The organism is Nocardia sp. NPDC006044 (genome assembly GCF_042871115.1).
In the GTDB taxonomy this organism is placed as follows: Bacteria; Actinomycetota; Actinomycetes; order Mycobacteriales; family Mycobacteriaceae; genus Nocardia.
Map to the genome: position 1 here is coordinate 1,299,478 of NZ_JBIAID010000002.1, position 26,286 is coordinate 1,325,763.

At 67.7% G+C, this 26,286-nt stretch carries 28 protein-coding genes; 12 read left to right on the forward strand and 16 right to left on the reverse strand.

The window, feature by feature from the left end; genetic code table 11:
• Position 1: 1 nt before the first annotated feature.
• The 7 genes from ACFYO1_RS23555 to ACFYO1_RS23585 all read right to left on the reverse strand — a co-directional run bounded on the left by ACFYO1_RS23555 (position 2) and on the right by ACFYO1_RS23585 (position 5,569).
• Positions 2–289: a type II toxin-antitoxin system Phd/YefM family antitoxin gene (locus ACFYO1_RS23555; protein ID WP_150400283.1), complete on the reverse strand. Its 288-nt coding sequence runs from the start codon at positions 287–289 to the stop codon at positions 2–4.
• A 40-nt stretch (positions 290–329) separates the two neighbouring features.
• Positions 330–734, reverse strand: coding sequence for a nitroreductase family deazaflavin-dependent oxidoreductase (locus tag ACFYO1_RS23560; RefSeq protein WP_387234632.1), 405 nt, complete (start codon positions 732–734; stop codon positions 330–332).
• A 75-nt stretch (positions 735–809) separates the two neighbouring features.
• A complete protein-coding gene (locus ACFYO1_RS23565; RefSeq protein ID WP_387234635.1) occupies positions 810–1,649 on the reverse strand; it encodes an alpha/beta fold hydrolase in 840 nt (279 codons plus the stop codon).
• 29 nt (positions 1,650–1,678) lie between these two features.
• Positions 1,679–1,975, reverse strand: coding sequence for a hypothetical protein (locus tag ACFYO1_RS23570; protein WP_375907073.1), 297 nt, complete (start codon positions 1,973–1,975; stop codon positions 1,679–1,681).
• A gap of 90 nt (positions 1,976–2,065) precedes the next feature.
• Complete coding sequence (locus tag ACFYO1_RS23575) at positions 2,066–2,791, reverse strand: amino acid ABC transporter ATP-binding protein (protein WP_387234638.1); 726 nt, start codon at positions 2,789–2,791, stop codon at positions 2,066–2,068.
• Between the two features lie 3 nt (positions 2,792–2,794).
• Positions 2,795–4,591, reverse strand: a complete 1,797-nt coding sequence (locus ACFYO1_RS23580; protein ID WP_387234641.1) for an ABC transporter substrate-binding protein/permease — start codon at positions 4,589–4,591, stop codon at positions 2,795–2,797.
• Between the two features lie 183 nt (positions 4,592–4,774).
• Positions 4,775–5,569: an LLM class F420-dependent oxidoreductase gene (locus tag ACFYO1_RS23585; RefSeq protein WP_387234645.1), complete on the reverse strand. Its 795-nt coding sequence runs from the start codon at positions 5,567–5,569 to the stop codon at positions 4,775–4,777.
• Between the two features lie 251 nt (positions 5,570–5,820).
• Here ACFYO1_RS23585 and ACFYO1_RS23590 point away from each other — a divergent pair, with 251 nt between their 5' ends.
• On the forward strand, positions 5,821–6,891 hold the full coding sequence (locus ACFYO1_RS23590) for an ABC transporter ATP-binding protein (RefSeq protein ID WP_387234648.1): 1,071 nt from the start codon (positions 5,821–5,823) through the stop codon (positions 6,889–6,891).
• 64 nt (positions 6,892–6,955) lie between these two features.
• Here the strand turns inward: ACFYO1_RS23590 and ACFYO1_RS23595 are convergent, their stop codons facing one another.
• Positions 6,956–7,237, reverse strand: coding sequence for a hypothetical protein (locus ACFYO1_RS23595; RefSeq protein ID WP_387234651.1), 282 nt, complete (start codon positions 7,235–7,237; stop codon positions 6,956–6,958).
• 95 nt (positions 7,238–7,332) lie between these two features.
• Complete coding sequence (locus tag ACFYO1_RS23600) at positions 7,333–7,935, reverse strand: hypothetical protein (protein ID WP_387234654.1); 603 nt, start codon at positions 7,933–7,935, stop codon at positions 7,333–7,335.
• Positions 7,936–8,052: 117 nt separating this feature from the next.
• Here ACFYO1_RS23600 and ACFYO1_RS23605 point away from each other — a divergent pair, with 117 nt between their 5' ends.
• On the forward strand, positions 8,053–8,418 hold the full coding sequence (locus ACFYO1_RS23605) for a winged helix-turn-helix transcriptional regulator (protein WP_387234657.1): 366 nt from the start codon (positions 8,053–8,055) through the stop codon (positions 8,416–8,418).
• Positions 8,419–8,436: 18 nt separating this feature from the next.
• On the opposite strand, the gene ACFYO1_RS23610 is transcribed toward ACFYO1_RS23605, so the two are convergent.
• Positions 8,437–8,958 (reverse strand): winged helix-turn-helix transcriptional regulator, encoded by a 522-nt coding sequence (locus ACFYO1_RS23610; protein ID WP_387235347.1) that lies wholly within the window; start codon positions 8,956–8,958, stop codon positions 8,437–8,439.
• 99 nt (positions 8,959–9,057) lie between these two features.
• Between ACFYO1_RS23610 and ACFYO1_RS23615 the strand changes: the two genes are divergently transcribed.
• A complete protein-coding gene (locus ACFYO1_RS23615; protein WP_387234660.1) occupies positions 9,058–10,227 on the forward strand; it encodes a thiolase family protein in 1,170 nt (389 codons plus the stop codon).
• Between the two features lie 40 nt (positions 10,228–10,267).
• Here the strand turns inward: ACFYO1_RS23615 and ACFYO1_RS23620 are convergent, their stop codons facing one another.
• Complete coding sequence (locus ACFYO1_RS23620) at positions 10,268–10,597, reverse strand: hypothetical protein (RefSeq protein WP_387234663.1); 330 nt, start codon at positions 10,595–10,597, stop codon at positions 10,268–10,270.
• Between the two features lie 343 nt (positions 10,598–10,940).
• The gene (locus tag ACFYO1_RS23625) at positions 10,941–11,582 is read right to left on the reverse strand and encodes a hypothetical protein (protein ID WP_387234666.1); all 642 of its coding nucleotides are present in this window, start codon (positions 11,580–11,582) and stop codon (positions 10,941–10,943) included.
• Positions 11,583–11,724: 142 nt separating this feature from the next.
• On the opposite strand from ACFYO1_RS23625, the gene ACFYO1_RS23630 reads away from it, so the two are divergent.
• On the forward strand, positions 11,725–12,711 hold the full coding sequence (locus ACFYO1_RS23630) for an o-succinylbenzoate synthase (protein WP_387234669.1): 987 nt from the start codon (positions 11,725–11,727) through the stop codon (positions 12,709–12,711).
• 72 nt (positions 12,712–12,783) lie between these two features.
• Here the strand turns inward: ACFYO1_RS23630 and ACFYO1_RS23635 are convergent, their stop codons facing one another.
• Positions 12,784–13,296, reverse strand: a complete 513-nt coding sequence (locus ACFYO1_RS23635) for a TIGR04338 family metallohydrolase (protein WP_387234672.1) — start codon at positions 13,294–13,296, stop codon at positions 12,784–12,786.
• Positions 13,293–14,159, reverse strand: coding sequence for a DUF2786 domain-containing protein (locus tag ACFYO1_RS23640; RefSeq protein ID WP_387234675.1), 867 nt, complete (start codon positions 14,157–14,159; stop codon positions 13,293–13,295). The genes ACFYO1_RS23635 and ACFYO1_RS23640 overlap by 4 nt, the downstream gene beginning before the upstream one ends.
• A gap of 121 nt (positions 14,160–14,280) precedes the next feature.
• On the opposite strand from ACFYO1_RS23640, the gene ACFYO1_RS23645 reads away from it, so the two are divergent.
• The 6 genes from ACFYO1_RS23645 (at position 14,281) to ACFYO1_RS23670 (ending at position 21,121) form a co-directional block, all read left to right on the forward strand.
• Positions 14,281–15,582 (forward strand): ABC transporter substrate-binding protein, encoded by a 1,302-nt coding sequence (locus tag ACFYO1_RS23645; protein ID WP_387234678.1) that lies wholly within the window; start codon positions 14,281–14,283, stop codon positions 15,580–15,582.
• 46 nt (positions 15,583–15,628) lie between these two features.
• Positions 15,629–16,651, forward strand: coding sequence for a carbohydrate ABC transporter permease (locus tag ACFYO1_RS23650; protein ID WP_387234681.1), 1,023 nt, complete (start codon positions 15,629–15,631; stop codon positions 16,649–16,651).
• Positions 16,651–17,529, forward strand: coding sequence for a carbohydrate ABC transporter permease (locus ACFYO1_RS23655; protein WP_387234684.1), 879 nt, complete (start codon positions 16,651–16,653; stop codon positions 17,527–17,529). Before ACFYO1_RS23650 ends, ACFYO1_RS23655 begins: the two co-directional genes overlap by 1 nt.
• A 250-nt stretch (positions 17,530–17,779) precedes the next feature.
• A complete protein-coding gene (locus ACFYO1_RS23660; protein ID WP_387234687.1) occupies positions 17,780–20,038 on the forward strand; it encodes a transglycosylase domain-containing protein in 2,259 nt (752 codons plus the stop codon).
• 188 nt (positions 20,039–20,226) lie between these two features.
• Positions 20,227–20,685: a GyrI-like domain-containing protein gene (locus ACFYO1_RS23665; protein WP_387234690.1), complete on the forward strand. Its 459-nt coding sequence runs from the start codon at positions 20,227–20,229 to the stop codon at positions 20,683–20,685.
• Positions 20,686–20,695: 10 nt separating this feature from the next.
• A complete protein-coding gene (locus ACFYO1_RS23670; RefSeq protein WP_150400307.1) occupies positions 20,696–21,121 on the forward strand; it encodes a GyrI-like domain-containing protein in 426 nt (141 codons plus the stop codon).
• Positions 21,122–21,189: 68 nt separating this feature from the next.
• Here ACFYO1_RS23670 and ACFYO1_RS23675 read toward each other — a convergent pair whose 3' ends face one another.
• Positions 21,190–22,290 carry an inositol-3-phosphate synthase gene (locus ACFYO1_RS23675; protein ID WP_387234694.1) on the reverse strand — a complete coding sequence of 367 codons (1,101 nt, stop codon included), beginning with the start codon at positions 22,288–22,290 and terminating at the stop codon, positions 21,190–21,192.
• Positions 22,283–22,840, reverse strand: coding sequence for a PadR family transcriptional regulator (locus ACFYO1_RS23680; protein WP_040740009.1), 558 nt, complete (start codon positions 22,838–22,840; stop codon positions 22,283–22,285). The genes ACFYO1_RS23675 and ACFYO1_RS23680 overlap by 8 nt, the downstream gene beginning before the upstream one ends.
• Positions 22,841–23,010: 170 nt before the next feature.
• Here ACFYO1_RS23680 and ACFYO1_RS23685 point away from each other — a divergent pair, with 170 nt between their 5' ends.
• Complete coding sequence (locus ACFYO1_RS23685) at positions 23,011–23,421, forward strand: DUF5318 domain-containing protein (RefSeq protein WP_191093751.1); 411 nt, start codon at positions 23,011–23,013, stop codon at positions 23,419–23,421.
• A 97-nt stretch (positions 23,422–23,518) separates the two neighbouring features.
• Positions 23,519–26,254 carry a transglycosylase domain-containing protein gene (locus ACFYO1_RS23690; RefSeq protein WP_387234697.1) on the forward strand — a complete coding sequence of 912 codons (2,736 nt, stop codon included), beginning with the start codon at positions 23,519–23,521 and terminating at the stop codon, positions 26,252–26,254.
• Positions 26,255–26,286 lie beyond the last annotated feature (32 nt).

The window sequence follows — 26,286 nt, forward strand, 5'->3', positions numbered from 1 at the left end:
GTCAGCCGCGCAGCCCGCGGTCCACCGTCGGGTGCACGCCGAGGACGTCGAGCATCTCCGAGATGGACATGGCGCGGAACTCGGTCGCGCCCGCGTAGCCGGGGCGGGCGGCGTCGGCCAGTTCGGCGTACAGGTGCAGGCGGTCGTAGTCGGCCATGGACATGATGACCGCCACCTCGGTGCCGTCGTCGGTGATGACCGCGTCTTCGCCGGTCGCGATGACGTCGCGGACGACGGCGGTGATGTCCGCGGACAGCTCGTGCAGATTGCGCGTATTCGTGTTGGGCATGCTCCGCATTCGGAGCCGAGTGCCTATTCGGATCGGCCCGTCACCGTCTTGTTAGCGAGACGATCGGAATTACCCGGTCGGTTTTGGTTTCGTGGTCGGCGAAAAACGGATATGCCAGCTTCAACATGGTCCACATGTGGTCGCGTTCGACGCCCGTGATGGGGGTGGCGAGCGCCGCGAAGGTCTCGTCGCCGACCTCGACGATGACCGCGGGATCGCGGATCAGGTTCCGATACCAGTCCGGATGCGTGGGTGCGCCGATATTCGACGCGATGACCAGCAGTCGGTCGCCGTCGAGGTGGAACATCATCGGCGTCGTATGGGGTTTGCCGCTGGCCCGGCCGGTGGTGGTGAGCAGGAGCAGCTTCTCCCGGTGCATGCCCTCGATCTCGCCGCCCGCGCGGAATTGATCGATGGTTTTGCGGTTGATTTCTTTGACGTCCATGAACTCGCCTCCGGTGCGTAGACCTTGTGGTCCACAATTCACCCCGGCGGGCGCTGTGTCAGGGGAACGGTGACGTTATGTGCGGTGCGCGAGCAGGTGCTGCATGATCAGCCGGGTCAATTCCTCGGGTGCCTGCTCGGGGATCCAATGCGATACCTCCTCGAGCATTTCGAATCGATACGGTCCGGTCACGTGCTGCGCGGTGGCCATGGCCGCGGCGGAGCCGACGGTGCTGTCCTCGGTGCTCCACACGTACAGCGTCGGCACCGGCACGGGGCCGGTCGGCCCGGACAGGTGCATCGCCCGGTACCAGTTCAGGGCCGCGGTGAGCGCCTCCGGCTGGGAGAGCCGGTGCACGTAGTCGTCGACGCGCTCCTCCGGAATCTTCCATTCGAAGATCTTTCGCAGCCCCGCCCCGTCGTCCATGAGCAGCGCGCGCTCGGCCACCCGCGGCTGGCGCAGCAGCGAAAAGTATTGCGACCGTTGGGCCTGATCCTCGTCCTCGGCCATCGCCCGCAGGAAAGCGGCCGGATGCGGCAGCGACACCGCGGTCAAACTGCGGATCCGTTCGGGCATCTCCGCCGCTGCCGCCCACCCGACATACGCCCCCCAGTCGTGTCCGACCAGATCGAAGCGCTGCCAACCCAATTCGTCGGCCAGCGCGGCGACATCGCCGACCAGGTCGGCGAGCCGATAGTCGGCGACCCGATCCGGTCGCACACCCGGCGAGTAACCCCGCTGATCAGGCGCCACCGCATGGCACCCGCCGCCACCGAGCGCGTGCAGCTGGAACTCCCACTCGATGGCCGCCTCCGGAAAGCCGTGCAGCAGCATGACTTCCCGTCCCCCGGCGTCCCCGCTGGACAGTGCGTCGAACGTACCGGCCGCGGTGGCTATCTTTATCGCCTCGATCACGGGCTTGACTCTAGAACCTCACACCGACCTCAGTGCTCGTCGTAGTGCCCGTCGTGTGCGGCGTGGCGGTGGCCGTCGTGCACGTAGTCGACGTGATCGCCGTGCTGGACGGTGTCGTGGCCGCAGCCGGGACCGTGCTCGTGCGCGTGGTCGGTGTGCTCGGTGTGGCCGGTCGGCTCGCACTCGTCGTAGTGGCCGTCGTGCTCGCGGTGCAGGTGGCCGTCGTGTGCGTAGTCGACGTGATCGCCGTGCTCGATCACCGCGTGCCCGCAATCCGGGCCGTGCGCGTGGTCGTGCTCGGTGTGCTGCATGTGTGCCGTTGTCATCAGATCTCCCTCTTTCCAAGCGTGGACAGATGGATATGTGAGCGCAGACACATTAGCAGATGCGCATCAATGCAGTTAGCCAGGGGTGCGCTACAGCACCTGGGAAAGGAAGCGCTGCAGGCGCGGAGTCTCGGCGTTGTCGAACAGCGCGTCCGGCGTGCCGGTCTCCACGACCTGGCCCTCGTCCATGAAGACCACGCTGTCGGAGACCGTGCGGGCGAAGCCCATCTCATGGGTCACCACGATCATCGACATGCCGCCGGCGGCCAGGTCGGCCATCAGCGCGAGCACGCCCTTGACCAGCTCGGGGTCCAGCGCCGAGGTGGCCTCGTCGAAGAACATGACCTCCGGCTTCATCGCCAGGGCGCGGGCAATCGCGACCCGCTGCTGCTGGCCGCCGGACAGGTTCGCCGGGCGAGCGTCGAGCTTGTCGGACAGCCCGACGATCTCCAGCTGCTCGGCCGCCACGGCGCGCGCCTCGTCCTTGGACAGTCCGCGCAACTTGCGCGGGCCGAGCGAGACGTTGTCCGCGACCGTCTTGTGCGGGAACAGGTTGAAGTGCTGGAACACCATGCCGATGCGCTGGCGCAGCTTGTCCGGGTCCTCGGTGAGCACCGATTCGCCGTCGAGCAGGACATCGCCCCGGTCCGGCTCGTGCAGCCGGTTCAGCACCCGCAGCAGCGTCGACTTGCCCGAGCCGGACGGGCCGATCACCGTGGTGGTCTTGCCCGCGTCGACGTGGATATCGATGCCGCGCAGCACATGGTTGTGCCCGAGCGTCAAATGCAGTCCGGTACCAGTAAGGGAGGCACTCATGACTTAACCGCGCCCTTCCGTGATCGTGGCGGCCTCGACCGGGTCGATCGGACGGTCCGGCCGTCCGGTGCGCATGCGCCGATCTATGTAGTTCACCAGGTGGGTGAGCGGGATGGTCAGCAGCAGGTAGACCAGGCCGGCCGCCACCAACGGGGACAGATTGCCGGTCTGCGCGTTGAGGTCGCGGCCGACCGCGAACAGCTCACGCTGGGTGGCGAGCAGGCCGAGGAAGTAGATCAGCGACGAGTCCTTGATCAACGCGATGAACTGGTTCATCAGCGCGGGCAGCACCCGCCGGACGCCCTGCGGGATCACCACCAGCGTCATTGCCTGCCGGTAGCCGAAGCCGATGGCCCGGGCCGCCTCCAGCTGGCCGGCCTCCACGGACTGGATGCCGGAACGGAAGATCTCGCCGATGTAGGCCGACGCCAGCAAGGCCAGCGCTACCGCGCCGAGCCAGTACGGGTTGCTGCCGGTCACGTTGCGCACCACCGGACCGATGCCGAGTCCGATCAGCAGGATGATCACCACGGCGGGCAGGCCGCGGAAGATGTCGGTGTAGACCCGGGCGGGCCAGCGCAGCCAGCGGGTCCTGGCGATGCCCGCCACCGCGAGCAGCATGCCGAGCAGGGTGCCCAGCACGCCCGAAACCACCGCCAGGATCAGGGTATTCGGCAGGCCGGTCTTGAACAGGTCGGGAAAGGCCTTGCGGTACAACGACCAGTCGAAGAACGTGTCCTTCAGTTGTTGCAGTGTGGATTTCGGCGCGACCACCGTGGCGTCGGCCGGCTTGCGTTCCGCGGCAAGGGCGGCGAAGTCCGGCAGCTCGGGCAGCGGCGCCGCCTTGGAGCCCGGCTTCCAGCCCGGCGGCAGCTGCCTGGGCACCCAGTCGCTGTAGAGCTTGGCGTAGGTGCCGTCCGCGATGACCGCGTCCAAGCCGCTGTTGAGCGCGTCGGTCAGCGGCTGGTTGTTCTTCGCGACGGCCCAGCCGACGAAGTTGTCCAGGCTGAAGGTGTTCTGCACCACCGCGGTTCCGTCGCCCGGCTTGATCGCGCCCTCGGCCTGCGCCGACGGGGCGACCCAGGCGTCGACCTGGCCGGACTTCAGGTTGGCGTAGGCGGTGTTGTAGTCGGGGAACTTCACCGGATCCAGGTGCAGCGTGTTGATCACGTACTCGTCCTGCACCGTGCCCTGCACGACCGCGATCCGGGTGCCCTTGTTCAGATCCGAAAAGCCCTTGATGCCACCGGAATTCGGTGCGACGAGGGAGAAGTAGCCGAAGTCGTAGCCGTTGGTGAAGCCGACCAGCTGCCTGCGTGCGTCGGTGGTGGTGATGCTGGAGGAGCCGACGTCGAAGCGGTTGCCCGCGACCTGGGCGAGCAGGCCGGCGAACTCGGTGCCCGAGAACTCCACCTGCAGACCGAGTTTGGTGGCGACGGCCTTCAGCAGTTCGTTGTCGAAGCCGGTGAAGCTGCCCGCGCCGTTCACGCAGATGCTCGGCGGGGCGTCGGACAGGGTGCCGACGCTGAGCGTGCCCGGTGTGATCAGCCCGAGCTTCGAGGTGTCGATCGAGGACACCGGCGCGGTGCTCGCCGTCGTGTACTTGTCCGTCCCCGCGGACTGCGCGGACGCCAGGTTCGTCGGCGCGGCCGAGGCCGCGCTCACCCCGGGCGGGGAGCACAGATCGCGTTCCGAGGACGCGCCATCGGAGCCGGAACCACACGCCGTGGCCGCGAGACCGACAGCAAGCAATATCACGGCGATCAACGCACGAGACCGCACAGCGGGCAGACCAGCCATGATGAAGAACCCTAGCCGCGCCGCAAGTGTTAACCCGCAGCTACCCCGCCCGCGTGTGCGCCGTCACCTGGCCCGTGCCGACGCGGACCAGGACCGGCAGAGTTCGGATCAGCGTGATCCGAATTCGGCTCGCGCCGCCGCGACCGGCACCGCAATCCGGGCCCGGACCCGGCGAGCCGTGGTTCAGGCGAGCCCGCTGACCGGCTCCGGATTGATCTCGTCGCGCCAGCGGATGGCCCGCTCGACCTCGCCGAGGTCGTAGTCGGGGCCGCTGACGCCGATGGTGAACAGCGATACTCCGGCGTCGACGAAGGCCGGGGCCTGGTCCAGGCCAGGCCAGTGCACGGAGCGTTCGATGCGCGACTGGTCGCTGCCGACCGCGGCGCAGTGCTCGGCGAGCACCTTGTCCTTGTGCGCGAGCGCGTCCAGATCGGCGAAGGTGTGCCACAGGTCCGCGTACTCGGCGACCAGGCGCAGCGTCTTCTTCTCGCCACCGCCGCCGATCAGGATCGGGATCTCGCGGGCCGGCTGCGGGTTCAGCTTCTTCAGCCGGGCGGTGAGCCTGGCCAAATTGTCCTTCAACAGGGCGAGCCGGGAGCCCGCGGTGCCGAACTCGTAGCCGTACTCGGCGTAGTCCTTCTCGAACCAGCCCGCGCCGATGCCGAGGATGAGCCGGCCGCCGCTGATGTGATCCACGGTGCGGGCCATGTCGGCGAGCAGGTCCGGATTGCGGTAGCCGCCGCCGGTGACCAGCGCGCCGATCTCCACCCGCTCGGTCTGCTCGGCGAACGCGCCGAGCATGGTCCAGCATTCGAAGTGGGCGCCGTCGGGGTCGCCGGTGAGCGGGAAGAAGTGGTCCCAGTTGAAGACGACGTCGACACCCGCGTCCTCGGCGCGCAGTACCGCGTCCCGGATGAGCCGGTACTCGGGCGCGTGCTGCGGTTGGATCTGAACTCCGATACGAACTGCTCGGGTCATGAAATGCTCCTCGTCGTCCGGATTGCCCCCGATCGAGGCTACCGGCGCGGCAGCGGTCGAGCCCAGCGATCCGGCGCAGGCCACCGGCCGGGAGTTGCACGATCAATGGTGGCCGAGCGCTCCGATCTAGCCGGTTTGCGCGCGAACTCGAGCATTTCGAGCGCGAATCGAGCAGACATAGTAATGTCGCCGGTCAACCCTTACTCGGATCGTCCGGCACGTTCCTGCCGGTGATGGGATGTGATTTTGTCATGGCCACGGTGACCTTCGACCGCGCTACCCGGCTCTACCCGGGATCCACCAAACCTGCTGTCGACCAGTTGAATCTGGAGATCGAAGACGGCGAATTCCTCGTTCTCGTCGGCCCCTCCGGCTGCGGCAAATCGACCTCGCTGCGCATGCTGGCCGGCCTGGAGGACGTCAGCGACGGGCGCATCCTGATCGGCTCGAACGACGTGACGCACGCCGAGCCCAAGGAACGCGACATCGCGATGGTGTTCCAGAACTACGCGCTCTACCCGCACATGACCGTCGCCGAGAACATGGGCTTCGCGCTGAAACTGGCCAAGGTGGCCAAGTCGGAGACGCAGAAGCGGGTGCTCGAGGCGGCGAAGCTGCTGGACCTGGAGCCGTACCTGGATCGCAAGCCGAAGGCGCTGTCCGGCGGCCAGCGCCAGCGCGTCGCGATGGGCCGGGCGATCGTGCGCCAGCCGCAGGTGTTCCTCATGGATGAGCCGCTGTCCAACCTGGACGCCAAACTGCGCGTGCAGACCCGCACCCAGATCGCGCAGTTGCAGCGCAGGCTCGGCACCACCACCGTGTACGTCACCCACGACCAGGTCGAGGCGATGACCATGGGCGATCGCGTCGCGGTGCTCAAAGACGGTCTGCTGCAACAGTGTGCGACGCCGCGCGACCTGTACCAGGACCCGGTCAACGTGTTCGTGGCCGGCTTCATGGGTTCGCCCGCGATGAACCTGTTCACCCTGCCGGTGGCCGACGGCGCCGTCTCGCTCGGCGGGCACACGCTGCCGCTGCCGCGCTCGGTCATCGACTCGGCCGAGGGTTCGGTCTCGGTCGGCATCCGGCCCGAGCACTTGGAACTCGGCGGTTCGGGTGCGGGTATCGAGATGGAGGTCGACGTCGTCGAGGAGCTCGGTTCCGACGCCTACATCTATGGCCGCACCACTGCCGAGGGGCAAAACATTGTGGCGCGGGCGGATTGGCGTAACCCGCCGGCCAAGGGCACCCGGGCCCGCCTGTCCACCGACCCGCAGCACACCTACTTCTTCTCCGCCGCCGATGGGCGCCGCCTGCACTGAGCTCGATAACCGACGAGCCCGGTCCGTACGGACCGGGCTCGGTCTTTTCCGGCCGCCAACCGTTTCAGCGGGCAAGCCATCCGGCGAAGCGGCGGGTGAGCAACGGCATGATCACCCACACCATGGCGGCTACCGCCACGGGCAGGATGCAGGCCAGGCGCACCGGGGCCGGGAGTGATTCGAGCAGTGGGCCGGTCACCGTCACCAGCGCGGTCAGCAGCGGGTAGAGGCCGGCCATGGTCAGCAGCCAGAACTTCCACTTCGCCGGGTGCGCGGCGGCCGGAGCCGCAGGCTCATTCAGCGTGGTTTCCGCATCGTCGACTGCGATTTCCTTGGTAAGAGACATTTCCCGCTCCCAACTTCTGCGCCGTGGTGATCGGCCGTTACCGAGAAGACGATGCGGCCGCCGCGACTGTGACATCGATGCTGATCCGGCCGTCGTCAACGGCGGGTGAGTTCGATGCCGAGCACGTCGCGGATGTAGATCTCCACGAAACCCGGCAGCTGCGGGTCCGCCGCGATCCGGTCGAAGACCTCCGCGAAGCGCGGGTCGGGGGCTTCGGTGAGATGCACGATCCGCCAGGTGTTCAGCGGTCGTTCCTCGGTGCCCGCGGTGCCGTGCTCGACATGAAAGATCGGCTGCTCAGTGCCGGCGTGCAGGAGTTCGCCAGTGGGACCGGGCAATTCGGCCGCGCCGATGAACGTGACGACCTGGTTCGCGTGATCGAGATGGGTCTGTTCGAGGACCAGCCCGTCCGCTTCCGGTCGCAGCCACAGTCGCTGCCGGGATTTCCGCACGAAGACGTCCCCCTCGCCCCAGGCTTGCGCGTCGCCCGTGACGACGTAGGGGATGTAGATATCCGGGCGACGAGCCTTGCGAGTCTCCATGTCCCACAGCATGGTTCGGGTGAAGGTCAGCGGGCTCGCCAGTTCGTAGCGATCGGCGAGCACCTGATTGACATCCAGCGGCGGCAGCTCGTAGGTCGTGTTCGCCTGGTCCTCCCACGCCGCGCGAAAGATCTTCTCGTGGTCGACGGTATCCATGTCCATCTCCAACTCTGTTGTGCCGGCTCCGATCCATCCCGACCCGAGGAGCCACTATGAAATGTATAGTGACTACCAATCTGCAAGTCAATACTCGATCCGTGTTACCGTCGGAAGATGGACGATGCAGCGGTGGTACACCCCGACCTGCGGCCAGGCTTCTGCACGAGCTACCACCGCGGCGTAGAGCTGATCGGCAAGCGCTGGAACGGCGTGATCCTGCGCGAATTGCTGCTCGGCGCAAAGCATTTCGTCCAAATCAGGCGAGCCATCCCCGACCTCACCGACAGCATGCTCGCTTCCCGCCTCCGCGAACTGGAGGCCGCGGGCATCATCTCCCGGACCGTCTACGACCAAACCCCGGTCTGCGTCGAATACCAGCTCACCGAAATAGGCCGCGACCTCCAGGAAGCAGTCGCCGCCCTCAGCCGCTGGGCCAACCGCTGGTTCCCCGAAGACGACGAAGCGCCGGCCCGGCCTTGAGCACGGGGCAATGACTGTTCAGCCCTTGGACTTTCGGGCGTGGCGGGCGTTGAGGTAGTCGTCGTTGACGCGGATGGCGAGTTGTTCGAGGGGGACTTCGTGGCCGGAGTCGCTGCGGACTTGGACTCGGACGGGGGAGCCGGTGGATTGTTCGACCAGCAGGAGTGGGGGTGGGCCGGGTTGGAGGTAGGCGTCGCCCCACTGCATGAGGGCTAGGACCACGGGGAGGAGGTCGCGGCCCATGGGGGTGAGGATGTATTCGTTGCGGGTGCGTTTGCCCTGCTCCTGGTAGGGCTGCTTGGTGAGCAGGCCGGCCTCGGTGAGTTTGCGGAGCTGGGTGGCGGCCGCGGCGTCGGTGATGCCGACGCGCTGAGCGAAGCCGTCGAAGCGGGTGGTGCCGTAGTAGGCCTCACGCAGGATGAGTACCGCCGAACGGGTGCCGACGAGTTCGATCGCCTTGGCGATCGAGCAATCCGTGGGCTGCCACGAGCTCAGATCGGCCAACGGTCCTTCCATCACTGCTGCCATGACCAACATCATAGCCATGCTGACTTGCCTCGACTATTGCCAGGTGTAACCTGACTATGTGTTGATAGAGCCAGGCAAGGCCGCCCGGTTCTCGGTCCGAGAGGAAGCACGATGAGAGACGCGGTAATTGTCGAAGCGGTACGCACCCCGATCGGCAAGGGCAAGCCGAACGGCGCATTGCACGACGTGAACGCGGTGGACCTGCTCGCGCACAGCCTGCGCGAGGTGGTCGAGCGCAGCGGCATCGATCCGGTGCTCATCGACGATGTGATCGCGGGCATCGTCACCCAGGTGGGCGAGCAGGGCGCGAACATGGCCCGGCGCGCGGCCCTGGCCGCCGGATATCCCGAATCCGTCCCCGCGACCACGGTGGACCGGCAGTGCGGCAGCAGCCAGCAGGCGATCCACTTCGCCGCTCAGGGTGTGATCTCCGGAGTGTACGACATCGTCGTGGCCGCCGGCGTCGAATCGATGGGCCGGATTCCCATGGGCGCCAACCTGATCGGTTCCGCGGATGTCTCGGGCGTCGGTTTCACCGCGCGGTATCCGGAAGGCCTGGTGCCGCAAGGGATCAGCGCCGAACTGATCGCCGCGAAGTGGGGCCTGACCCGTACCCAGCTCGACGAGTTCGCGCTCGGCAGCCACGAAAAGGCCGCGCTGGCAACGAAGAACGGCCTGTTCGCCGACGAACTGGCGCCGATCAATGGGCTGAGCACCGATGAGGGCATCCGCGTCGGCAGCACCCTCGACACCCTGGCCAAGCTGCGTCCCGCCTACTACGACGAGGCGATGGCCGCCCGGTTCCCGCAGATCGGCTGGGAGATCACCGCGGCCAGCGCGAGCCAGGTGAGCGACGGCAGCGCCGCGGTGCTGATCATGACCGGTGAGCGCGCGAAGGAGCTCGGACTGAAACCGCTGGCCCGGCTGCACAGCTTCGCGGTGGTCGGCGACGATCCGCTGCTGATGCTCACCGCCGTGATTCCGGCGACCCGAAAGGTGTTGCAGCGCGCGGGACTCCAGATTTCCGACATCGATCTGTTCGAGGTGAACGAGGCGTTCTCACCGGTCGTGCTCGCGTGGGCACAGGAGACCGGGGCCGATCTCGGCAAGGTCAACGTCAACGGCGGCGCGATCGCCATCGGTCACCCGCTCGGCGCCTCCGGCTCCCGCCTCGCCACCACGCTGGTGCACGCCATGCAGGATCGCGGCGCCCGCTACGGATTGCAAACCATGTGTGAGGCAGGCGGACTGTCGAACGCGATGATTCTCGAACGCCTCTGAATCTCGGTCACGTGGTGCCCGTCGCGCGGTGGGCACCACGTCAGAGCACCAGCGCGACCAAGAATCCGGCCACCCACGATTCGATGATCAACGGCACCGCGATCAGTGACGTCCACCCGACCGACCGGCGATTACGCACCTTGCGCACCATCAGCCACGCCGCCCAAATCACCGACGCCGCAATCCCTCCCCAGCCGACGACCTGAGCCACCGGCAGATATCGCCAGGCCCGCCCGTCCGCGTCACCGCGCGCAACCACCTCGTACAGCGGCACGAACGACGCCATGAGCCAGGCGAAACCGACCGTGACCACCGACCCGAACGCCACGCGCACGAGGTCGGGCAACCGCTCAGGTTGTTCCCACGCCATACCCCAGCATTACCCGCTACCCCCCATGACGCGCATCGAATCGCGCGCTGCGCACAAACCTGCCGACGACTTCATCCGCGGCGGCCCAATCCGTGCGCAGCTCGAACCGCGGCACCCGCCAGATGACGCTGACGATCCCACGCGCGCGGCGAAATTCGTGCACGGCGGGAGCAATGCGCACGAATCCATCTGTCGCGCACGAGTTCGCTGACGATGCCGCGAACAGCGGGACGATGCGTGCGCGGCAGGGGCCGTGGGCACGAATTCATTTACTGCACACGAATTTGCTGACGATGCCCGCACCAGCAGGACGATGCGGGCGCGGCTGGTGGTGCCTCGGGGCTCAGGGGGTGGCGTAGACGTGGGAGGCGAGGGATACGCCGCCGGCGAAGGAGGCGACGATGAGGAGGGCGGCGAGGACGGGCCAGTACCACATGTACCAGCGCTTCAGGCCGGCGACGATGATCATTATCAGCGAGCCGACCAGGGCGATTGCGGTGCCGCCCCAGGAAACGATGAAGGCGGCGCCCAGGTAGCCGTCGTTGCAGTTGTTCGTGCCACACGCGTCGGCGGCGAAGGCGAAGAAGATGGTGGCGTAGGCGGCGAGCATGCCGAGCACCGCCGCGGCGGAGTACAGCACGATGGTGAGGACCAGGTCCCAGGTCCGCTGCGGCTGCTGAGGCGGCGGCGACTGCCACTGCGGCTGAGGTTGCGGCGACTGCCACTGCACCTGCGGCTGCGGCGACTCCGGTTGCTGTGCGTGCGCCTGCGAAGACTGCGACGACTGCCATTGCGGTTGCGGCTGCGCCCACTCCGATTGTTGTGCGTGCGGCTGCAAGGACTGCCAGTGCGGCTGCGGCTGCGGCTGAGATTGCGGCTGCGGGGACTCCGGCTGTTGTGCGTGCGGCTGCGCCGACTGCGGCGGGGACTGCTCCCACCACTGCGACTGCTGCGGCCCTGGCTGCTGCGCTGTCGGGTAGGTCATGCACTCAGTTTCGCGGTCGACCAGCGGGCGCAGGTCCGCAAAACTACTCAGATCGGATGGGGAGAATTCGCGGACAGTGACGGAAACCGCTGGTCAGGCGGACCCGGTCCGAACCGGGTAGCGGCGGTTAAGCTGGGCGGCGATGACCGATCACGTTGTTGAGAGCATCGTCTACGCGATCCCGATGCGCACCCGATTCCGTGGCATCACCGTGCGCGAGGGGGTGCTGGTCCGGGGTCCGCTGGGGTGGGGGGACTTCTGTCCGTTCACCGAGTACGACGACCGGGAGGCGGCGGGCTGGCTGGCCACCGCGCTCGAGCAGGTGACGGTGGGCTGGCCGGAGCCGGTGCGGGAACGGATTCCGATCAACTGCACGGTGCCCGCGGTCGATCCGGAGCGCGCGCACGCGATCGTCGCGGGTTCGGGTTGCGGAACCGCGAAGGTGAAGATCGCCGATCATCCCGATTCGCTCGCGGAGGATCTCGCCAGAGTCGAGGCGGTGCGGGACGCGCTCGGACCGAATGGGGCCGTTCGGGTGGACGCCAACGCGGTCTGGGATGTGCCGACGGCGATCGCGCACATCAGCCGAATCGATAAGGCCGCAGGCGGTTTGGAGTACGTCGAACAGCCGTGCCGGACGATCGAGGAACTGGCCGCGGTGCGCCGGCGCGTCGATGTGCGCATCGCCGCGGACGAATCCATCCGGCGAGCGGAGGATCCGCTGCGGGTCGCGGTCGCCGGGGCCGCGGACATCGCGGTGCTGAAATGCACTCCGCTGGGCGGCGTCCGGCGCGCGCTACAGGTGGCCGAAGCCGCCGGGCTCCCCTGCGTGGTGTCCTCAGCTTTGGAAACCAGCGTCGGTCTGGCCGCGCAACTCGCGCTGGCCGGCGCGCTTCCCGAACTGGACTTCGCCTGCGGGCTGGGCACATTGTCGCTGCTCACCGGGGATGTGGTGGCCGATTCGCTGCGTCCGGTCGACGGATTTCTCCCGGTGCCCAGGACTCCACCGCAGCCCGATCCGGCCAGCGCCGAGGAGTACCGGCAACGTGACCCCGAGCGGACCGCGTGGTGGGAAGACCGGCTGGCGCGCGTCCTGCGACTGGTCGAGTCACCGCGGAGGACGGTCTGAGCGGACAATTTCCGCCCCGATCACGCCGAAATAGCCACTACGGCTTCGATTTCGTCCGCATAGACCGGGGCGTCACCCCACCCGAACCCCGCAACCCAGCATCGTCGCCCGCAACACCAGCGCCGCCTCCGGCCCGATGACGCCGTCGACCAATTCCAGGTATCGGCCGCAGAATTCGGGCCCGTGCGGAGCGACCGAGCCGACGTTGGACTCCAGATGATGCGCCAATTCGTGCAGGATCACGAGCTCGCGCAGCGCCCATGCCCGGCTGCCGGTATGCAGCGGTACGGCGAGCACCGCGTCCTCGGCCTCATAGTGCGCGGCGGTCGTGCCCGCGCGCGACCGCACCCGTACCGCGGTTCCGGCGCGATCCCATTGTCCTCGAACCCAATTGAGCGCGAGCACCTTGTCCGCATAGCTCTGCACCGAATCGACCGAGGCGAACCGCCGCTCGATCGGCAACGTGATGTGCGAACCGTACAGCTCGACCGTCCGGCTCCCGTGCTCATCGGCCCGATCGAACATCCCCCGCACCAACTGCTCGGCGTCATACACCTTGGCGCGCTGCGTATCTCGAACGCTCACGCGGAACCGTTGCCCGAACCGCGCGACTTCCGCGTGGTCAATTGCCCACGGGGCGCGCCGAGTTCCGGCGAATTACCCAGCCGGGCCGCCTTGCCCGCCCGGTCCCCCGCCCGCCGCGCCGCCGCCGAATGCCCGGCCGAGGCCTGCGGCCCACGCCAGGTCCCGCGCGCCTCGGAGGTGCTGGCGTAGAAGTCGGTGAGCTCGATCTCCTTGTTGCGCAAGGCGAGCGCGGTGCCGGTGGCCGAACTGTCGCCGGGCACCACCTCGGCCTCGACCTCCGCCTTCACCGCGGCCAGCCGCTGCCCGATCCGCGCCGCGAACGCCATCTGGAAGTTCAGCCGCGCCGTCACCCCGGCGACCGGCGCCTGCACCTTGCGTTGCACCTTGCGCCCCCAGCGCTTTTCGGTGACCACCTTCTCCACCGTAGCGGTGCGGTACTGCCCGGACTTGATGTACTGATCCGACGCCCGCACCATCTGCACGAGCAGACTCGCGTACAACGCCTCGCACGTGTCGATATCGGAATCGAAACCGTAGGCGTACACCTGTGTGGAGGTGCGAGCGACATCGCAGCGCACATCGTTGGCGTGCGCGATCGCGACGAACAACTGGACGTAGGTGCGCAGCCCGCGCTTGCCCGGCTCGCCGATCGGGATGATCCGCTGGATCGGCGTCGGCCTGCGTTCACGGCCCGCGACGTGCGCACGGGCCACCGTCAGGTCGATCGACGAGCGGGTCGCCAGCCGCTGGGCGGCGGCGAGGAACGCCTCGGCCTCGTGCTCGTTGTCGGTGGATTCGGCCTGGCGCAGCAGCCCGCCGATGCGGGTCAGCATCCGCTCGGGAACCGGGTTCGGCGATGTCATCACACGCCAGAGTAGCGAGGACTTCCCGCCACAATCCCCCGAGTCACTCCCCCACCATGTATCTTGCGTTGTGCAACCGGCAGGGTGTGCTAATGCTCACGATCGACTTGGAGTGTCCGCGATGGCTGTGAAAAAGGTGTCGTCCCTACGTACGTCGCTCGTACCGAAGGCCGCGTTCGCGGCCGTCTCGGTCGCGCTGCTGACGGCGACGTTCACCAGCTCCTGCTCTAGCGACAGCGGCGGGAGCCCGGCGAGCCAGAACCTCAGCGGGCGCGGGCCGATCACCTACGTCGAGGGCAAGGACACCACCGAGACCGGTGCGGTCAAGCAGCTCATCGAGCGCTGGAACGCGTCGCACCCGGACGAGCAGGTGACGTTCAAGGAGCAGTCGAACGACGCCTCGCAGCAGTACGACGACCTGGTCGAGCACATGCGCTCCAAGCAGTCCAACTACGACGTGGTCGCCCTGGACGTGCCGTGGACCGCCGAGTTCGCCGCGAAGGGCTGGATCCAGCCGCTGAAGGATTCCTTCGCCATCGACACCTCCGCGCTGCTGTCCCCGCCGGTCGCCAGCGCCACCTACAACAACACGCTGTACGCGGCGCCCCGGAACACCAACGGCGGCTTGCTGTTCTACCGCAAGGACCTGGTGCCCAACCCGCCCAAGACCTGGACCGAACTGATCTCGCAGTGCCCGGTCGCCAAGGCGCAGAACATCGGCTGCTACGCCGGGCAGTTCGCGCCGTACGAGGGCCTGACGGTGAACGCGGCCGAGGTGATCAACGCCTACGGCGGCAGCTTCGTCGGCGCCGACGGCAAGACCCCGACGGTGAACAGCCCGCAGGCGCGCGCCGGACTCAAGGTCCTGGTCGACGCCTACAAGGACGGCAACATCCCGCAGGAAGCGATCACCTTCAAGGAACCGGAGAGCAGCAACGCGTTCGCGCAGGGCAAGCTCATGTTCCTGCGTTCGTGGCCGTCCACCTACGGTGACGTCGGCGGCGACGCCTCCTCGGTGAAGGACAAGTTCGGTGTCGCCCCGCTGCCCGGCGAGAACGGCGTCGGCGCGTCCACGCTCGGCGGCTACAACGCGGCGATCAGCGCCTACTCCAAGAACAAGGCCACCGCGCTGGACTTCCTGCGGTTCCTGATCAGCGAGGACGCCCAGCACATCGTCGCCTCGGGGGCGCTGCCCTCGGTGCGCGCCTCGATGTACGACGACCCGGCGCTGATCGCGAAGATGCCGTACCTGCCCGCGCTCAAGGATTCCATCGCCAGCGCGGTGCCGCGTCCGGTCACGCCGTTCTACCCCGCGGTGTCGAAAGCCATCCAGGACAACGCTTATGCTGCGCTCAAGCAGAACAAGTCCGTCGACGACGCGATCATCGGGATGCAGAAGGGCATCGAGACCGCGGGATCGTAGGCGGATAGCGCAACGGACCCGACGAGACCCGTAGGAGAGAGAAACGGTGTCGGATCCTTCGGGAGCGGCCAGCACTGTGCCGAGTGACGAGTTCCTGCCACGCAAGCGTGGCCTCGGCGAGACCCTGGCTGTGGAAATGCGGCGCTCGGGCAAGGCGTGGCTGTTCGTCACGCCGGTGCTGCTGGCGCTGGCGGTGGTCATCGGCTACCCGGTGATCCGGGCGCTGTGGATGTCGTTCCAGAAGGATTCGGGGCTGGACCCGGCGACCGGCATGTTCGTCGAGGGCGGCAGCGCCGGCTTCTCGAACTACACGCACTGGCTGCTGCAGCAGTGCCAGGCGGGCGGCGAGACGGTCAGCTGCCCGACCGGCAACCTCGGTTCGCAATTCTGGGTGGCGATCGGCGTCACGCTGTTCTTCACCGTGATCACGGTGACGCTGGAGGCCACCCTCGGCCTCGGCTTCGCCATGGTGATGGGCAAGACGTTCAAGGGCCGCGCGCTGCTACGGGCCGCCGTGCTGATCCCGTGGGCGATCCCGACCGCCGTCACCGCGCGGTTGTGGGAGTTCATGTTCCAGTACGACGGAGTGGTGAACCGGGTCCTCGGCACGCACATCCTGTGGACGTCGGACGCGTGGCCCGCGCGGTTCGCGGTGATCGCCGCCGACGTGTGGAAGACGACGCCGTTCATGGCGCTGCTGCTGCTGGCCGGCCTGCAGGTGATCCCGGCCGACGTGTACGAGGCGGCCCGGGTCGACGGCGCGTCGGCCTGGCAGCGGTTCACCCAGATCACGCTGCCGCTGCTGAAGCCGGCCCTGCTGGTCGCGGTGCTGTTCCGCACCATGGACGCGCTGCGCATGTACGACCTGCCCGCGATCATGACGCTGAGCAACCCGTCCACCCGGGTGGTGTCGATCCTGGTGGTCGATCAGGTCCGGCAGGGTCCGAACAGCGCCGCCGCGCTGTCGACGATCACCTTCCTGATGATCTTCGCGGTGGCCTTCGTACTGGTGAAGGTGCTGGGCGCCAACGCAGTCCGCACGCAGGAAGAACAGCGGGAGGCGCACTGATGTCGGATCGGAACGCGGAAAAGCCTGCCGCGCAGAAGGTTGCGTGGCTGCAACGATTCCGGTCGGTGCGGCTCTACGCCGGTGTGGCGATCGTGCTGATCTGGGGGCTCGGGCCGTTCTACTGGATGACCGTGACCGCGTTCCGCGATCCGGACTACACCTTCGACAGCACGCCCTGGCCGACGCACCTCACCTTCGAGAACTTCCGCAACGCCTTCGACACCAGCCGCGGCAACAACTTCGGCAAGGCGCTGGCCAACAGCGTGATCATCGGTTCGATCACCACGGTGATCGCGCTGGTGCTCGGCGTGCTCGCCGCGTACGCGCTGGCCCGGCTCACCTTCCGGGGCAAGTACGTGGTGTCCGGGCTGATCCTGAGCGCGTCGATGTTCCCGGTGGTCGTGCTGGTCACGCCGCTGTTCCAGCTGTTCACCAATATCGGCTGGATCGGCAAGTACCAGGCGATGATCGTCCCGAACATCTCGTTCGTGCTGCCGATGACCGTCTACATCCTCGCGTCGTTCTTCGCCGAACTCCCCTGGGAGCTCGAAGAAGCCGCGCGGATCGACGGCGCCACCAAGTCGCAGGCGTTCCGGCTGGTGATGCTGCCGCTGGCGGCGCCGGCGGTGTTCACCACGGCGATCCTCGCGTTCATCGCGGCGGTGAACGAATACCTGCTGGCCCGACTGCTTTCCAGCGGCGGCACCGAACCGGTGACGGTCGCGGTGGCTCGCTTTTCCGGCAACAATCCGCTGGTCGAGCCGTACGCGGCGATCATGGCCGCGGGTGTCATGGTGTCGATTCCGCTGGTCATCATGGTGCTGCTGTTCCAGCGCCGGATCATCTCCGGTCTGACGGCGGGCGGCGTCAAGAGCTAGAAACACCGCTCAGGCCGTGTTTTTCGGGCAATAGCCGCGATCGTGGCCGGCGGTCTGCACCCGGTGTTAGCATCGCGGCTCACCCACCGCACGAGTAAAGTCGGGCGCGTGGGGTAGGTCCTTTTCCGATCGTTGTTCGTGCGGGTGAGTTTCGGCCGACGCTCCGGGAGGAGATGATCGTGAACGAGCGCCACCGGGAACGCGCCGCGCCTGGCCGCGCGCGGGTGCCGAGCGTCAGTGAGACGCGGTCGTGAGCTCGTTCCGGCGGCGGCGCGGCCGCTCGCGGAACAAGCCGGAGACCCCGCTGTACGCCTCCATCGCGGGCTTCAACGAGCTGGAGACCGTCCCCGCCCGCGGCAAGCGGCGTGCGCGCGCCACGCGGGAGCCGAAGCCGCCGCGCCCGGCGCCCGATCCGAATCGCCCACCGCACACCCGCGGCGAACGCTTCCGCCGCCTGGTGCTCGCCCTGTTCATCATCTTCGGCGCGGTGCCGGCGCTGCTGTTCGTGCTCGTCTACTGGAGCGCGGAAATCCCCGGCCCGGATTCGGTGCAGACCAATCAGATCGCCACCGTGCTGGCCTCGGACGGCAGCACGGTGATCGCGAAAGTCGTGCCGCCCAACGGCAATCGCACGCCGATCCCGCTGGCCGAGGTGCCGCAGTCGACCCGCGACGCGATGCTCTCCGCCGAGGACCGCAACTTCTACACCAACCCCGGCTACTCGACCGCCGGCTTCCTGCGCGCCGCCCGGGACAACCTGCTCGGGCGGGACAACGCGGGCGGCGGCTCCACCATCACCCAGCAGTACGTGAAGAACGCCTTCCTCGGCTCCGAGCGCACGCTCACCCGGAAGATGCGCGAGCTGATCATCTCGGCCAAGATGGCCCGGCAGTGGAGCAAGGACGACATCCTCGCCGCCTACCTCAACACCATCTACTACGGGCGCGGCTCCTACGGCATCGCCGCGGCGGCCAAGGTCTATTTCAACAAGCCGGTGAACCAGCTGAGCCTCGCCGAGGGCGCGGTGCTGGCCGCGCTGGTGCGCACGCCGTCCATCCTGGACCCGGAAACGCACCTGCCCGATCTGACCGCGCGCTGGAAGTACGTGCTCGACGGCATGGTCGAGATGGGCGTGCTCTCGCCCGGCAATCGGGACGCCACCGTGTTCCCGCCGATCATCCCGCTCAACGAGATCCCGGACGACAACGTGGCCCGCGGCCCCGAGGGCCTGATCCGCGCCCAGGTGGTGCGCGAGCTGCGCTCCTCCGGCATCAGCGACCACGAGCTCGACACCGGCGCACTGCAGATCACCACCACGATCGACGCGAAGGCGCAGCAGTCGGTGCTGGACGCGGTGCGCGACCGGCTCGGCGGGCAGCCGCCCGAGCTGCGCGCCGCGATCGTGTCGATCGACCCGCGCTCCGGCGCGGTGCGCGCCTACTTCGGCGGTAACGACGGCATCGGCTACGACTACGCGCAGGCGCCGTTGCAGACCGGGTCGGCGTTCAAGCCGTTCGCGGTGATCGCCGCACAGCAGCAGAGCGTTCCGCTGAATCGCCTGCTGGACAGTTCCCCGGTCACCGATCGCGGCACCAAGATCACCAACGTGGACGGCGAGTCGTGCGGCCGGTGCAGCATGGCCGAGGCGCTCAAGCGCTCGCTCAACACGAGCTTCTACCGGTTGACCATGTCGATGTTCGACGGGCCCAAGGCCATTGCCGACGCGGCGCACGCGGCGGGCATCCCGGAGGAGATCCCCGGCGTCGCGGGCAAGACCCTGACCGAGGACGGCGGGCGGCCGCTGAACGGAATCGTGCTGGGGCAGTACCTCGTTCGCCCGATCGACATGGCCTCGGCGTACGGGACGATCGGCGCGTCCGGCGTGTATCACCCGCCGTACTTCGTGCAGCGCGTGGTGACCGGCGACGGGCGCGTGCTGCTCGACCGCGGCGCGCCCGAGCAGCGGACCGGCAAGCAGCTGCCGGAGGGTCAGCAACGCATCCCGCGCGCCATCGCCGACAACACCACCCAGGCGATGACCCCGATCGCCGCGTACTCCAACGGCCACGCCCTGGCCGGCGGCCGCCCGTCCGCGGCCAAGACCGGCACCACCCAGCTCGGCGAGTCCAAGCTGAACAAGGACGCCTGGATGATCGGCTACACCCCGTCGCTGTCCACCGCGGTGTGGATCGGCACCGAACAGTCGCAGCCGATCCACACCGCCCGCGGCACCGACATCTACGGGTCCGGCCTACCCGCCGACATCTGGAAGCAGGTGATGGACGGCGCACTGGCCGGCACGCCGAACGAGCAGTTCCCCGGCGCGCCCGCGACGGCGGACATCGCTGCCGTGCCGCCGCCGGCGAACAAGCCGTCCGGCGGTCCCTACGACATCTTGAATCCACCGCCGGGCCCGCAGCGCGAACCGATCGTCATCATCCCGCCCGCCCCGCCGACCCCTAAGGAAGTGGAAATTTTCCCCGGACTGACCATCCCGGTGCCTGGATAGCGATGATGCTGTGACCTTCCTGCACCCAGGGGAACGGATGACATGGCAGCATCGTTTGCCAGAGTGAGAGCGAACAGCGAGTGTGTCGGACAAGGCCGACGCCGATGCCGCGGGATCGATGCGGAAGGATATGCGCTCGAGCGACGACGCCGCCAATTGGAGACAGACGAGACATAGGGGCTACGCCGGTGGATTTCAATGTCGTTGACCAACCCGAGACGCTGGTGGCGGGAACAGTACTTCGCAGCCCGGCGCTCGCGGTCGAAGGACCGCGCCGCGCGAAAGTCGAGGAAGCGTGGAAGCGCAACCTGGCCCGCCAGCTGCCCGGGCCGCCGACGACCGCGTACGTCGACCACGCGCCGGAAATCAATTCGTACTTAACCCATATCGTCGGCTACCGCTGCCGCAGCGTGGACGACCTGTTACCCGGCGACATACTCGCCAGGGTGCCCGCGGGCCGGTTCGCCCGGTTCATCGCCAGCGGGGACAACCTGGGCGACACCATCGTGCACATCTGGCGCTCGGTATGGGACGCCGAGGCCGCGGGCCGGTTCGTGCGCGCCTACACCGGCGATTGGGAGCACTATCCCGACGCGCGCACGGCCGAAGTCTTCGTAGCGCTGGCAGACGATCAAGTCGACGGGTAGGAACAACACTGTGGACTTCGAGATTGTCACGTTGGACGAAAGCCTGGTCGCCGGACTGACCGTCCCGCTCGCCGGACGCGAGGTGACCGCGCGCGACCTCGACCTGGTGAACTTCACCTGGGACCGCTACCTGGCGCGGGAGAAGAGCGTGCCCAGGGTGGCCGCCTACATCGGCCAGAACGATCACGCCGTCGCCGTGCTCGGCTACGAGGTGGCGTCGATGGACGACATGGACGCCGGCGACGTGCTCACCCGCGTCCCGCACGGCCGCTACGCCAAGTTCGTCGTCTCCGACAAGCCCTACGACCTGCTGCGCACCGCATGGGCACAGGTGCGCAAGGCGGAGAGCGCCGGCACCATCACCCGCTCCCACACCGCGGAGATCGAGCGCTACACCGGACCGACCTCGGTCGAGGTCTACGTCTCGCTGGACTGAACCCCCGCACCACGCGAACGAGCCGGGCCCCACGAAAGTTCGTGGGGCCCGGCTCATCTCGTTGCCTGCTACTCGGCGCCGATGATGAAGGCTTCCAGTTGCGCGCGGGCGACGTCGTCGGCCAGCTGCTGCGGCGGGGACTTCATCAGGTACGCCGAGGCCGGGATGACCGGTCCGCCGATGCCGCGGTCCTTGGCGATCTTCGCGGCGCGCACCGCGTCGATGATGATGCCCGCCGAGTTCGGCGAGTCCCACACCTCGAGCTTGTACTCCAGGTTCAGCGGCACGTCGCCGAAGGCGCGCCCCTCGAGCCGGACGTAGGCCCACTTGCGGTCGTCGAGCCAGCCGACGTGGTCGGACGGGCCGATGTGCACGTCGTTGGCGGTGAGCTCCTTCTTCAGGTTGCTGGTGACCGCCTGGGTCTTGGAGATCTTCTTGGACTCCAGCCGCTCGCGCTCGAGCATGTTCTTGAAGTCCATGTTGCCGCCGACGTTGAGCTGCATGGTGCGGTCGAGCTGCACGCCGCGGTCCTCGAACAGCTTGGCCATCACGCGGTGCGTGATGGTCGCGCCGACCTGGCTCTTGATGTCGTCACCGACGATGGGCACACCCGCCTTGGTGAACTTCTCGGCCCACACCGGGTCGGAGGCGATGAACACCGGCAGCGCGTTGACGAAGGCGACGTTCGCGTCGATGGCGCACTGGGCGTAGAACTTGTCCGCCTCCTCCGAGCCCACCGGCAGGTAGGAGACGAGGACGTCGACGTTGTTGTCCTTCAGGACCCTGACCACGTCCACCGGCTCGGCCTCGGACAGGTCGATCGTCTCGGCGTAGTACTTGCCGATGCCGTCGAGCGTCGGACCACGCTGCACGACCACGTCGCTCGGCGGCACGTCGGAGATCTTGATGGTGTTGTTCTCGCTGGCGAAGATGGCCTCTGCGAGGTCGAAGCCGACCTTCTTCGCGTCGACGTCGAACGCGGCGACGAACTTCACGTCCCGGACGTGGTACTTGCCGAACTTGACGTGCATGAGCCCGGGCACGGTCGCGGTCTCGTCCGCGTCCTTGTAGTACTGCACACCCTGGACCAGCGAGGAAGCGCAGTTACCCACACCTACGATGGCGACGCGTACTTCGGTGGCGTTGTCAGCCTTCTTGTCATCACTCATGGCCGATATTTCCCTCTTTCTGTGGTGCCGCCTTCGTCGATTGCTCCGCCGCAATCAACTCGTTGAGCCAGCGCACTTCGCGCTCGCTTGATTCGAGTCCGAGCTGGTGGAGCTGCCGGGTGTAGCGATCGAGCGACCCGCTGGCCCGCTTGATCGCCTCCCGGAGTCCCTCTCGGCGCTCCTCGACCTGGCGTCGCCTGCCCTCCAGAATCCGCATCCGCGCGGCGGCGGGGGTGCGGCTGAAGAAGGCGAGGTGAACGCCGAAGCCGTCGTCGGTGTAGTTCTGCGGTCCGGTGTCGGCGAGCAGTTCGCTGAACCGTTCGCGTCCCGCCGGAGTCAGTTGGTAGACACGGCGGGCTCGGCGCGTGACCACGCCCGCCGGGATCTCCTCGGCGATCAGCCCGTCCGACTGCATGCGACGCAGCGTCGGATAGAGCGATCCGTAGGAGAAAGCCCGAAACGCGCCGAGCAGGCCGGTGAGCCGCTTGCGCAGCTCGTAGCCGTGCATGGGCGATTCGAGGAGCAGCCCGAGGATTGCCAGCTCGAGCACCGGGCTTCACCTCCCTGACGATGGACAGACCTTACCGATGGATGCGACTCCAAACTATATCGGAGCGATATAACCGTGCACAGTCCTGGTCGATATAAACAGCGATCTAGCGGGTGTGCGATACCCCTGAGCCAGGGCGGCCCCCCGGCAACACCGCTACTCTGGTTCTCGTGCGAATCCAGCGGCAGGTGGTCGACTACGCCCTTCGGCGTCGGTCGTTGCTGGCTGACGTGTATGCGGGCCGCGTCGATGTCGCCTCGGTATGTGATGCGAATCCCTACCTGCTGCGTGCGGCGAAGTTCCACGGTCGGGGGAGCGAGGTCACATGCCCGATCTGCCGGAAAGAACAGCTCACGCTTGTATCTTGGGTCTACGGCGACGGTCTCGGGCCGGTGGCGGGTTCGGCCCGCACTCCGGAGGAGCTGACCCGCCTCGCCGAGACTCGTGAGGAGTTCTCGGTCCATGTCGTCGAGGTATGCCGCAGCTGCAGCTGGAATCATCTGGTGCAGTCCTACGTCCTCGGTACCACGCCGGCGCCAACACGGCGCCGCACCGGGACCCGGCGCACCGCAGCCGAATGAAGTGCCTGGTCATCTGCCCGTCGGATGACTCGCGGAGCCAACACGTGTCCGCTGCGGTCGCGCTGACCGCCCCGAGCCATCCGCAACGTTACGAGTTATGGAGATCTTGTCAGTGAATTCGCCCTACGAGACTTCCCCCTACGGCGATGAACCGCACGGCGGCCGTCCTCCACGGAGTTCACATCCTGGTCCCAACCCGTATCAGAATCCCCGCCCCGGCCCGCCGCCACCGCCCGGCGCCCGGCCCGGCCCGCCGCCGGCCCAGCGGCCCGCCCCCTACCCGGGAGAGCTGCGCGGCCCGCAGCCCCAGCGTCGTCCGGGACCGCCCCCGCCGCCGCACCAGCGGCCGCCGCAGGGCAGGCCCAACCCCGCCCCGCCGCCCGGCGCGCAGGCGACCCAGAAGATCGAGCGCAACTCGCTGAGCGACGTGGTCGCCGACCGCGGCAGGCGCGGTGGTCCGCCGACCGGACCGCGGCCGACCGCCGACCGCGCCCGTCGTGTCGGCGATCCCGGCAACGGCACCGGCGAACGCAGACAGACCGCGGGTGGCCCGCCGTCCGGCCCGCCCCCGCGCCGCAACGGCGGCAGCGGTGGCGACGGTTCCGGTCCGGGCAAGCGCAAGCCCGGCGCGAAGAAGAAGTCGCCGTGGCGGATCGTGCGCCGGGTCATCTACGTGATGATGGCCATGGCCATCCTGATTCCCAGTGGCGTCTTCCTGATCGCGTACACGACTGTTTCGGTACCCCAGCCCGGTGACCTCAAAACCAATCAGGTGGCGACCATCCTGGCCGCCGACGGCGAGACCGTGGTCAGCAAAGTCGTTCCGCCGGAAGGCAACCGGACCGATGTCACGATCGAGCAGATCCCGGCGCACGTGCGCAACGCGGTCATCGCGGCCGAGGACCGGGACTTCTACTCCAACCCTGGCTTCTCCATCTCCGGTTTCGCCCGCGCCGCGCGCGACAACGTGCTCGGCAAGGAAAGCGCGGGCGGTGGTTCCACGATCACCCAGCAGTACGTGAAGAACGCGCTGGTCGGTGACGAACGCTCGCTCACCCGAAAGCTGCGCGAGCTGGTCATCTCGGCCAAGATGGCGCGCCAGTGGAGCAAGGACGAGATCCTCACCGCGTACCTGAACACCATTTACTTCGGTCGTGGCGCCTACGGCATCGACGCGGCCGCCAAGGCCTACTTCGGCAAGCCGGTGACCGAACTGACCCCCGCCGAGGGTGCGGTGCTCGCCGCCACCATCCAGCAGCCGTCCGGCCTGGACCCGGAGAAGAACCCCGAGGGCGCGAAGACCCGCTGGAACTATGTGCTCGACGGCATGGTGTCCGGCGGCAATCTGCCCGCGGCCGAGCGGCAGGGCATGCAGTACCCGCAGGTGGTCCCGGTGCAGGCAGCCGCCAAGGACAAGACCCTGGACAGCGGCCCGGAGGGCCTGATCAAGACCCAGGTGCTCAAGGAACTGTCCGCCGAGGGCATCAGCGAGCAGCAGATGAACACCGCGGGCCTGTCGATCACCACGACCATCGATCCGAAGGCGCAGAAGGCCGCCGTGGACGCCGCGCAGAAGAAGATGCAGGGCGAACCGGAGAAGCTGCGCGCCGCGGTGGTCTCGGTCAATCCCAAGACCGGTGGCGTGGTCGCCTACTACGGCGGTGACGACGGACAGGGCTGGGACTACGCCAACGCCGGCCTGCAGCCGGGCTCGTCGTTCAAGGTGTTCGGCCTGGCGGCGAATCTCGAACAGGGCGTTCCGCTTTCACAGCTATACGACAGCTCGCCGATCACAGTCAACGGCATCAAGATCACCAACGTCGAGGGCGAGGGCTGCGGCATGTGCACCATCGCCGAGGCGCTGAAGCGGTCGCTGAACACCAGCTTCTACCGGATGCAGATCGATATGGGCAACGGCCCCAAGAAGATCGCCGACATGGCGCACAAGCTCGGCATCCCGGAGAACATCCCCGGCGTCGGCCCGTCGCTGACCGAACCGGACGGCAACGGCCCGAACAACGGCATCGTGCTCGGCCAGTACGACTCGCGCCCGCTCGACATGGCCTCCGCCTACGCCACATTGGCTGCCTCGGGCGTCTACCACAAGCCGCACTTCGTGCAGAAGGTCGTCGCGGCCGACGGTTCGGTGCTGCTGGACCGCGGTGAGGTCGCCGGCGAAAAGCGGGTCGACGCCGCGGTGGCGGACAACGTCACCGACGCGATGAAGCCGATCGCCGCCTGGTCGCGCAACCACAACCTGGCGGGCGGCCGCGAGTCGGCCACCAAGACCGGCACCGCCCAGCTCGGCGATTCCGGCGAGAACAAGGACGCCTGGATGGTCGGCTACACGCCGTCGCTGTCCACCGCGGTGTGGGTGGGTGCGGTCGACAGCACCGCGCTGCGCAACTACCAGGGCGGCATGATCTACGGTTCCGGCCTGCCGTCGGATATCTGGAAGGCCACCATGGACGGTGCGCTGGAGGGCACGAAGAACGAGACGTTCCCCAAGCCCGCGCCGATCAAGGGCCAGGCGGGCGTGCCCGCGTGGTCGGCCCCGTTCACCCCGCCGTCGACCACCGACGCACCGCCGCCGCTGATCCCGCCGATCATGCTCCCGCCGCAGATCGACACCCCGTTCGGGCCGATCCAGATCCCGGGTGGGCAGCCACGCCCGCAGGCTCAGCAGCAACCGCAACAGCAACAGCAGCCGCGCGAGGACGGCCCGACACCGCTGCCCGGCCAGCCGATGGCGACCGAGGCGCCGACGTCCGGATCGCCACGACCCGGTCAGGCGGAGAGCAACGGCGCTCCGCCGACCACGCGCAGCAGGTAGACCGAGCGCGTCGTCCCCGCCCAGCCGAGTGG

Excerpts from the sequence above, each read along its gene's own strand:
- ACFYO1_RS23555 (WP_150400283.1), bottom strand. The coding sequence starts at position 289 with ATGCCCAACACGAATACGCGCAATCTGCACGAGCTGTCCGCGGACATC.
- ACFYO1_RS23560 (WP_387234632.1), bottom strand. The coding sequence starts at position 734 with ATGGACGTCAAAGAAATCAACCGCAAAACCATCGATCAATTCCGCGCG.
- ACFYO1_RS23570 (WP_375907073.1), bottom strand. The coding sequence starts at position 1,975 with ATGACAACGGCACACATGCAGCACACCGAGCACGACCACGCGCACGGC.
- ACFYO1_RS23575 (WP_387234638.1), bottom strand. The coding sequence starts at position 2,791 with ATGAGTGCCTCCCTTACTGGTACCGGACTGCATTTGACGCTCGGGCAC.
- ACFYO1_RS23580 (WP_387234641.1), bottom strand. The coding sequence starts at position 4,591 with ATGGCTGGTCTGCCCGCTGTGCGGTCTCGTGCGTTGATCGCCGTGATA.
- ACFYO1_RS23585 (WP_387234645.1), bottom strand. The coding sequence starts at position 5,569 with ATGACCCGAGCAGTTCGTATCGGAGTTCAGATCCAACCGCAGCACGCG.
- ACFYO1_RS23590 (WP_387234648.1), top strand. The coding sequence starts at position 5,821 with ATGGCCACGGTGACCTTCGACCGCGCTACCCGGCTCTACCCGGGATCC.
- ACFYO1_RS23595 (WP_387234651.1), bottom strand. The coding sequence starts at position 7,237 with ATGTCTCTTACCAAGGAAATCGCAGTCGACGATGCGGAAACCACGCTG.
- ACFYO1_RS23600 (WP_387234654.1), bottom strand. The coding sequence starts at position 7,935 with ATGGATACCGTCGACCACGAGAAGATCTTTCGCGCGGCGTGGGAGGAC.
- ACFYO1_RS23605 (WP_387234657.1), top strand. The coding sequence starts at position 8,053 with ATGGACGATGCAGCGGTGGTACACCCCGACCTGCGGCCAGGCTTCTGC.
- ACFYO1_RS23610 (WP_387235347.1), bottom strand. The coding sequence starts at position 8,958 with ATGATGTTGGTCATGGCAGCAGTGATGGAAGGACCGTTGGCCGATCTG.
- ACFYO1_RS23615 (WP_387234660.1), top strand. The coding sequence starts at position 9,058 with ATGAGAGACGCGGTAATTGTCGAAGCGGTACGCACCCCGATCGGCAAG.
- ACFYO1_RS23620 (WP_387234663.1), bottom strand. The coding sequence starts at position 10,597 with ATGGCGTGGGAACAACCTGAGCGGTTGCCCGACCTCGTGCGCGTGGCG.
- ACFYO1_RS23625 (WP_387234666.1), bottom strand. The coding sequence starts at position 11,582 with ATGACCTACCCGACAGCGCAGCAGCCAGGGCCGCAGCAGTCGCAGTGG.
- ACFYO1_RS23630 (WP_387234669.1), top strand. The coding sequence starts at position 11,725 with ATGACCGATCACGTTGTTGAGAGCATCGTCTACGCGATCCCGATGCGC.
- ACFYO1_RS23640 (WP_387234675.1), bottom strand. The coding sequence starts at position 14,159 with ATGACATCGCCGAACCCGGTTCCCGAGCGGATGCTGACCCGCATCGGC.
- ACFYO1_RS23645 (WP_387234678.1), top strand. The coding sequence starts at position 14,281 with ATGGCTGTGAAAAAGGTGTCGTCCCTACGTACGTCGCTCGTACCGAAG.
- ACFYO1_RS23655 (WP_387234684.1), top strand. The coding sequence starts at position 16,651 with ATGTCGGATCGGAACGCGGAAAAGCCTGCCGCGCAGAAGGTTGCGTGG.
- ACFYO1_RS23675 (WP_387234694.1), bottom strand. The coding sequence starts at position 22,290 with ATGAGTGATGACAAGAAGGCTGACAACGCCACCGAAGTACGCGTCGCC.
- ACFYO1_RS23690 (WP_387234697.1), top strand. The coding sequence starts at position 23,519 with ATGGAGATCTTGTCAGTGAATTCGCCCTACGAGACTTCCCCCTACGGC.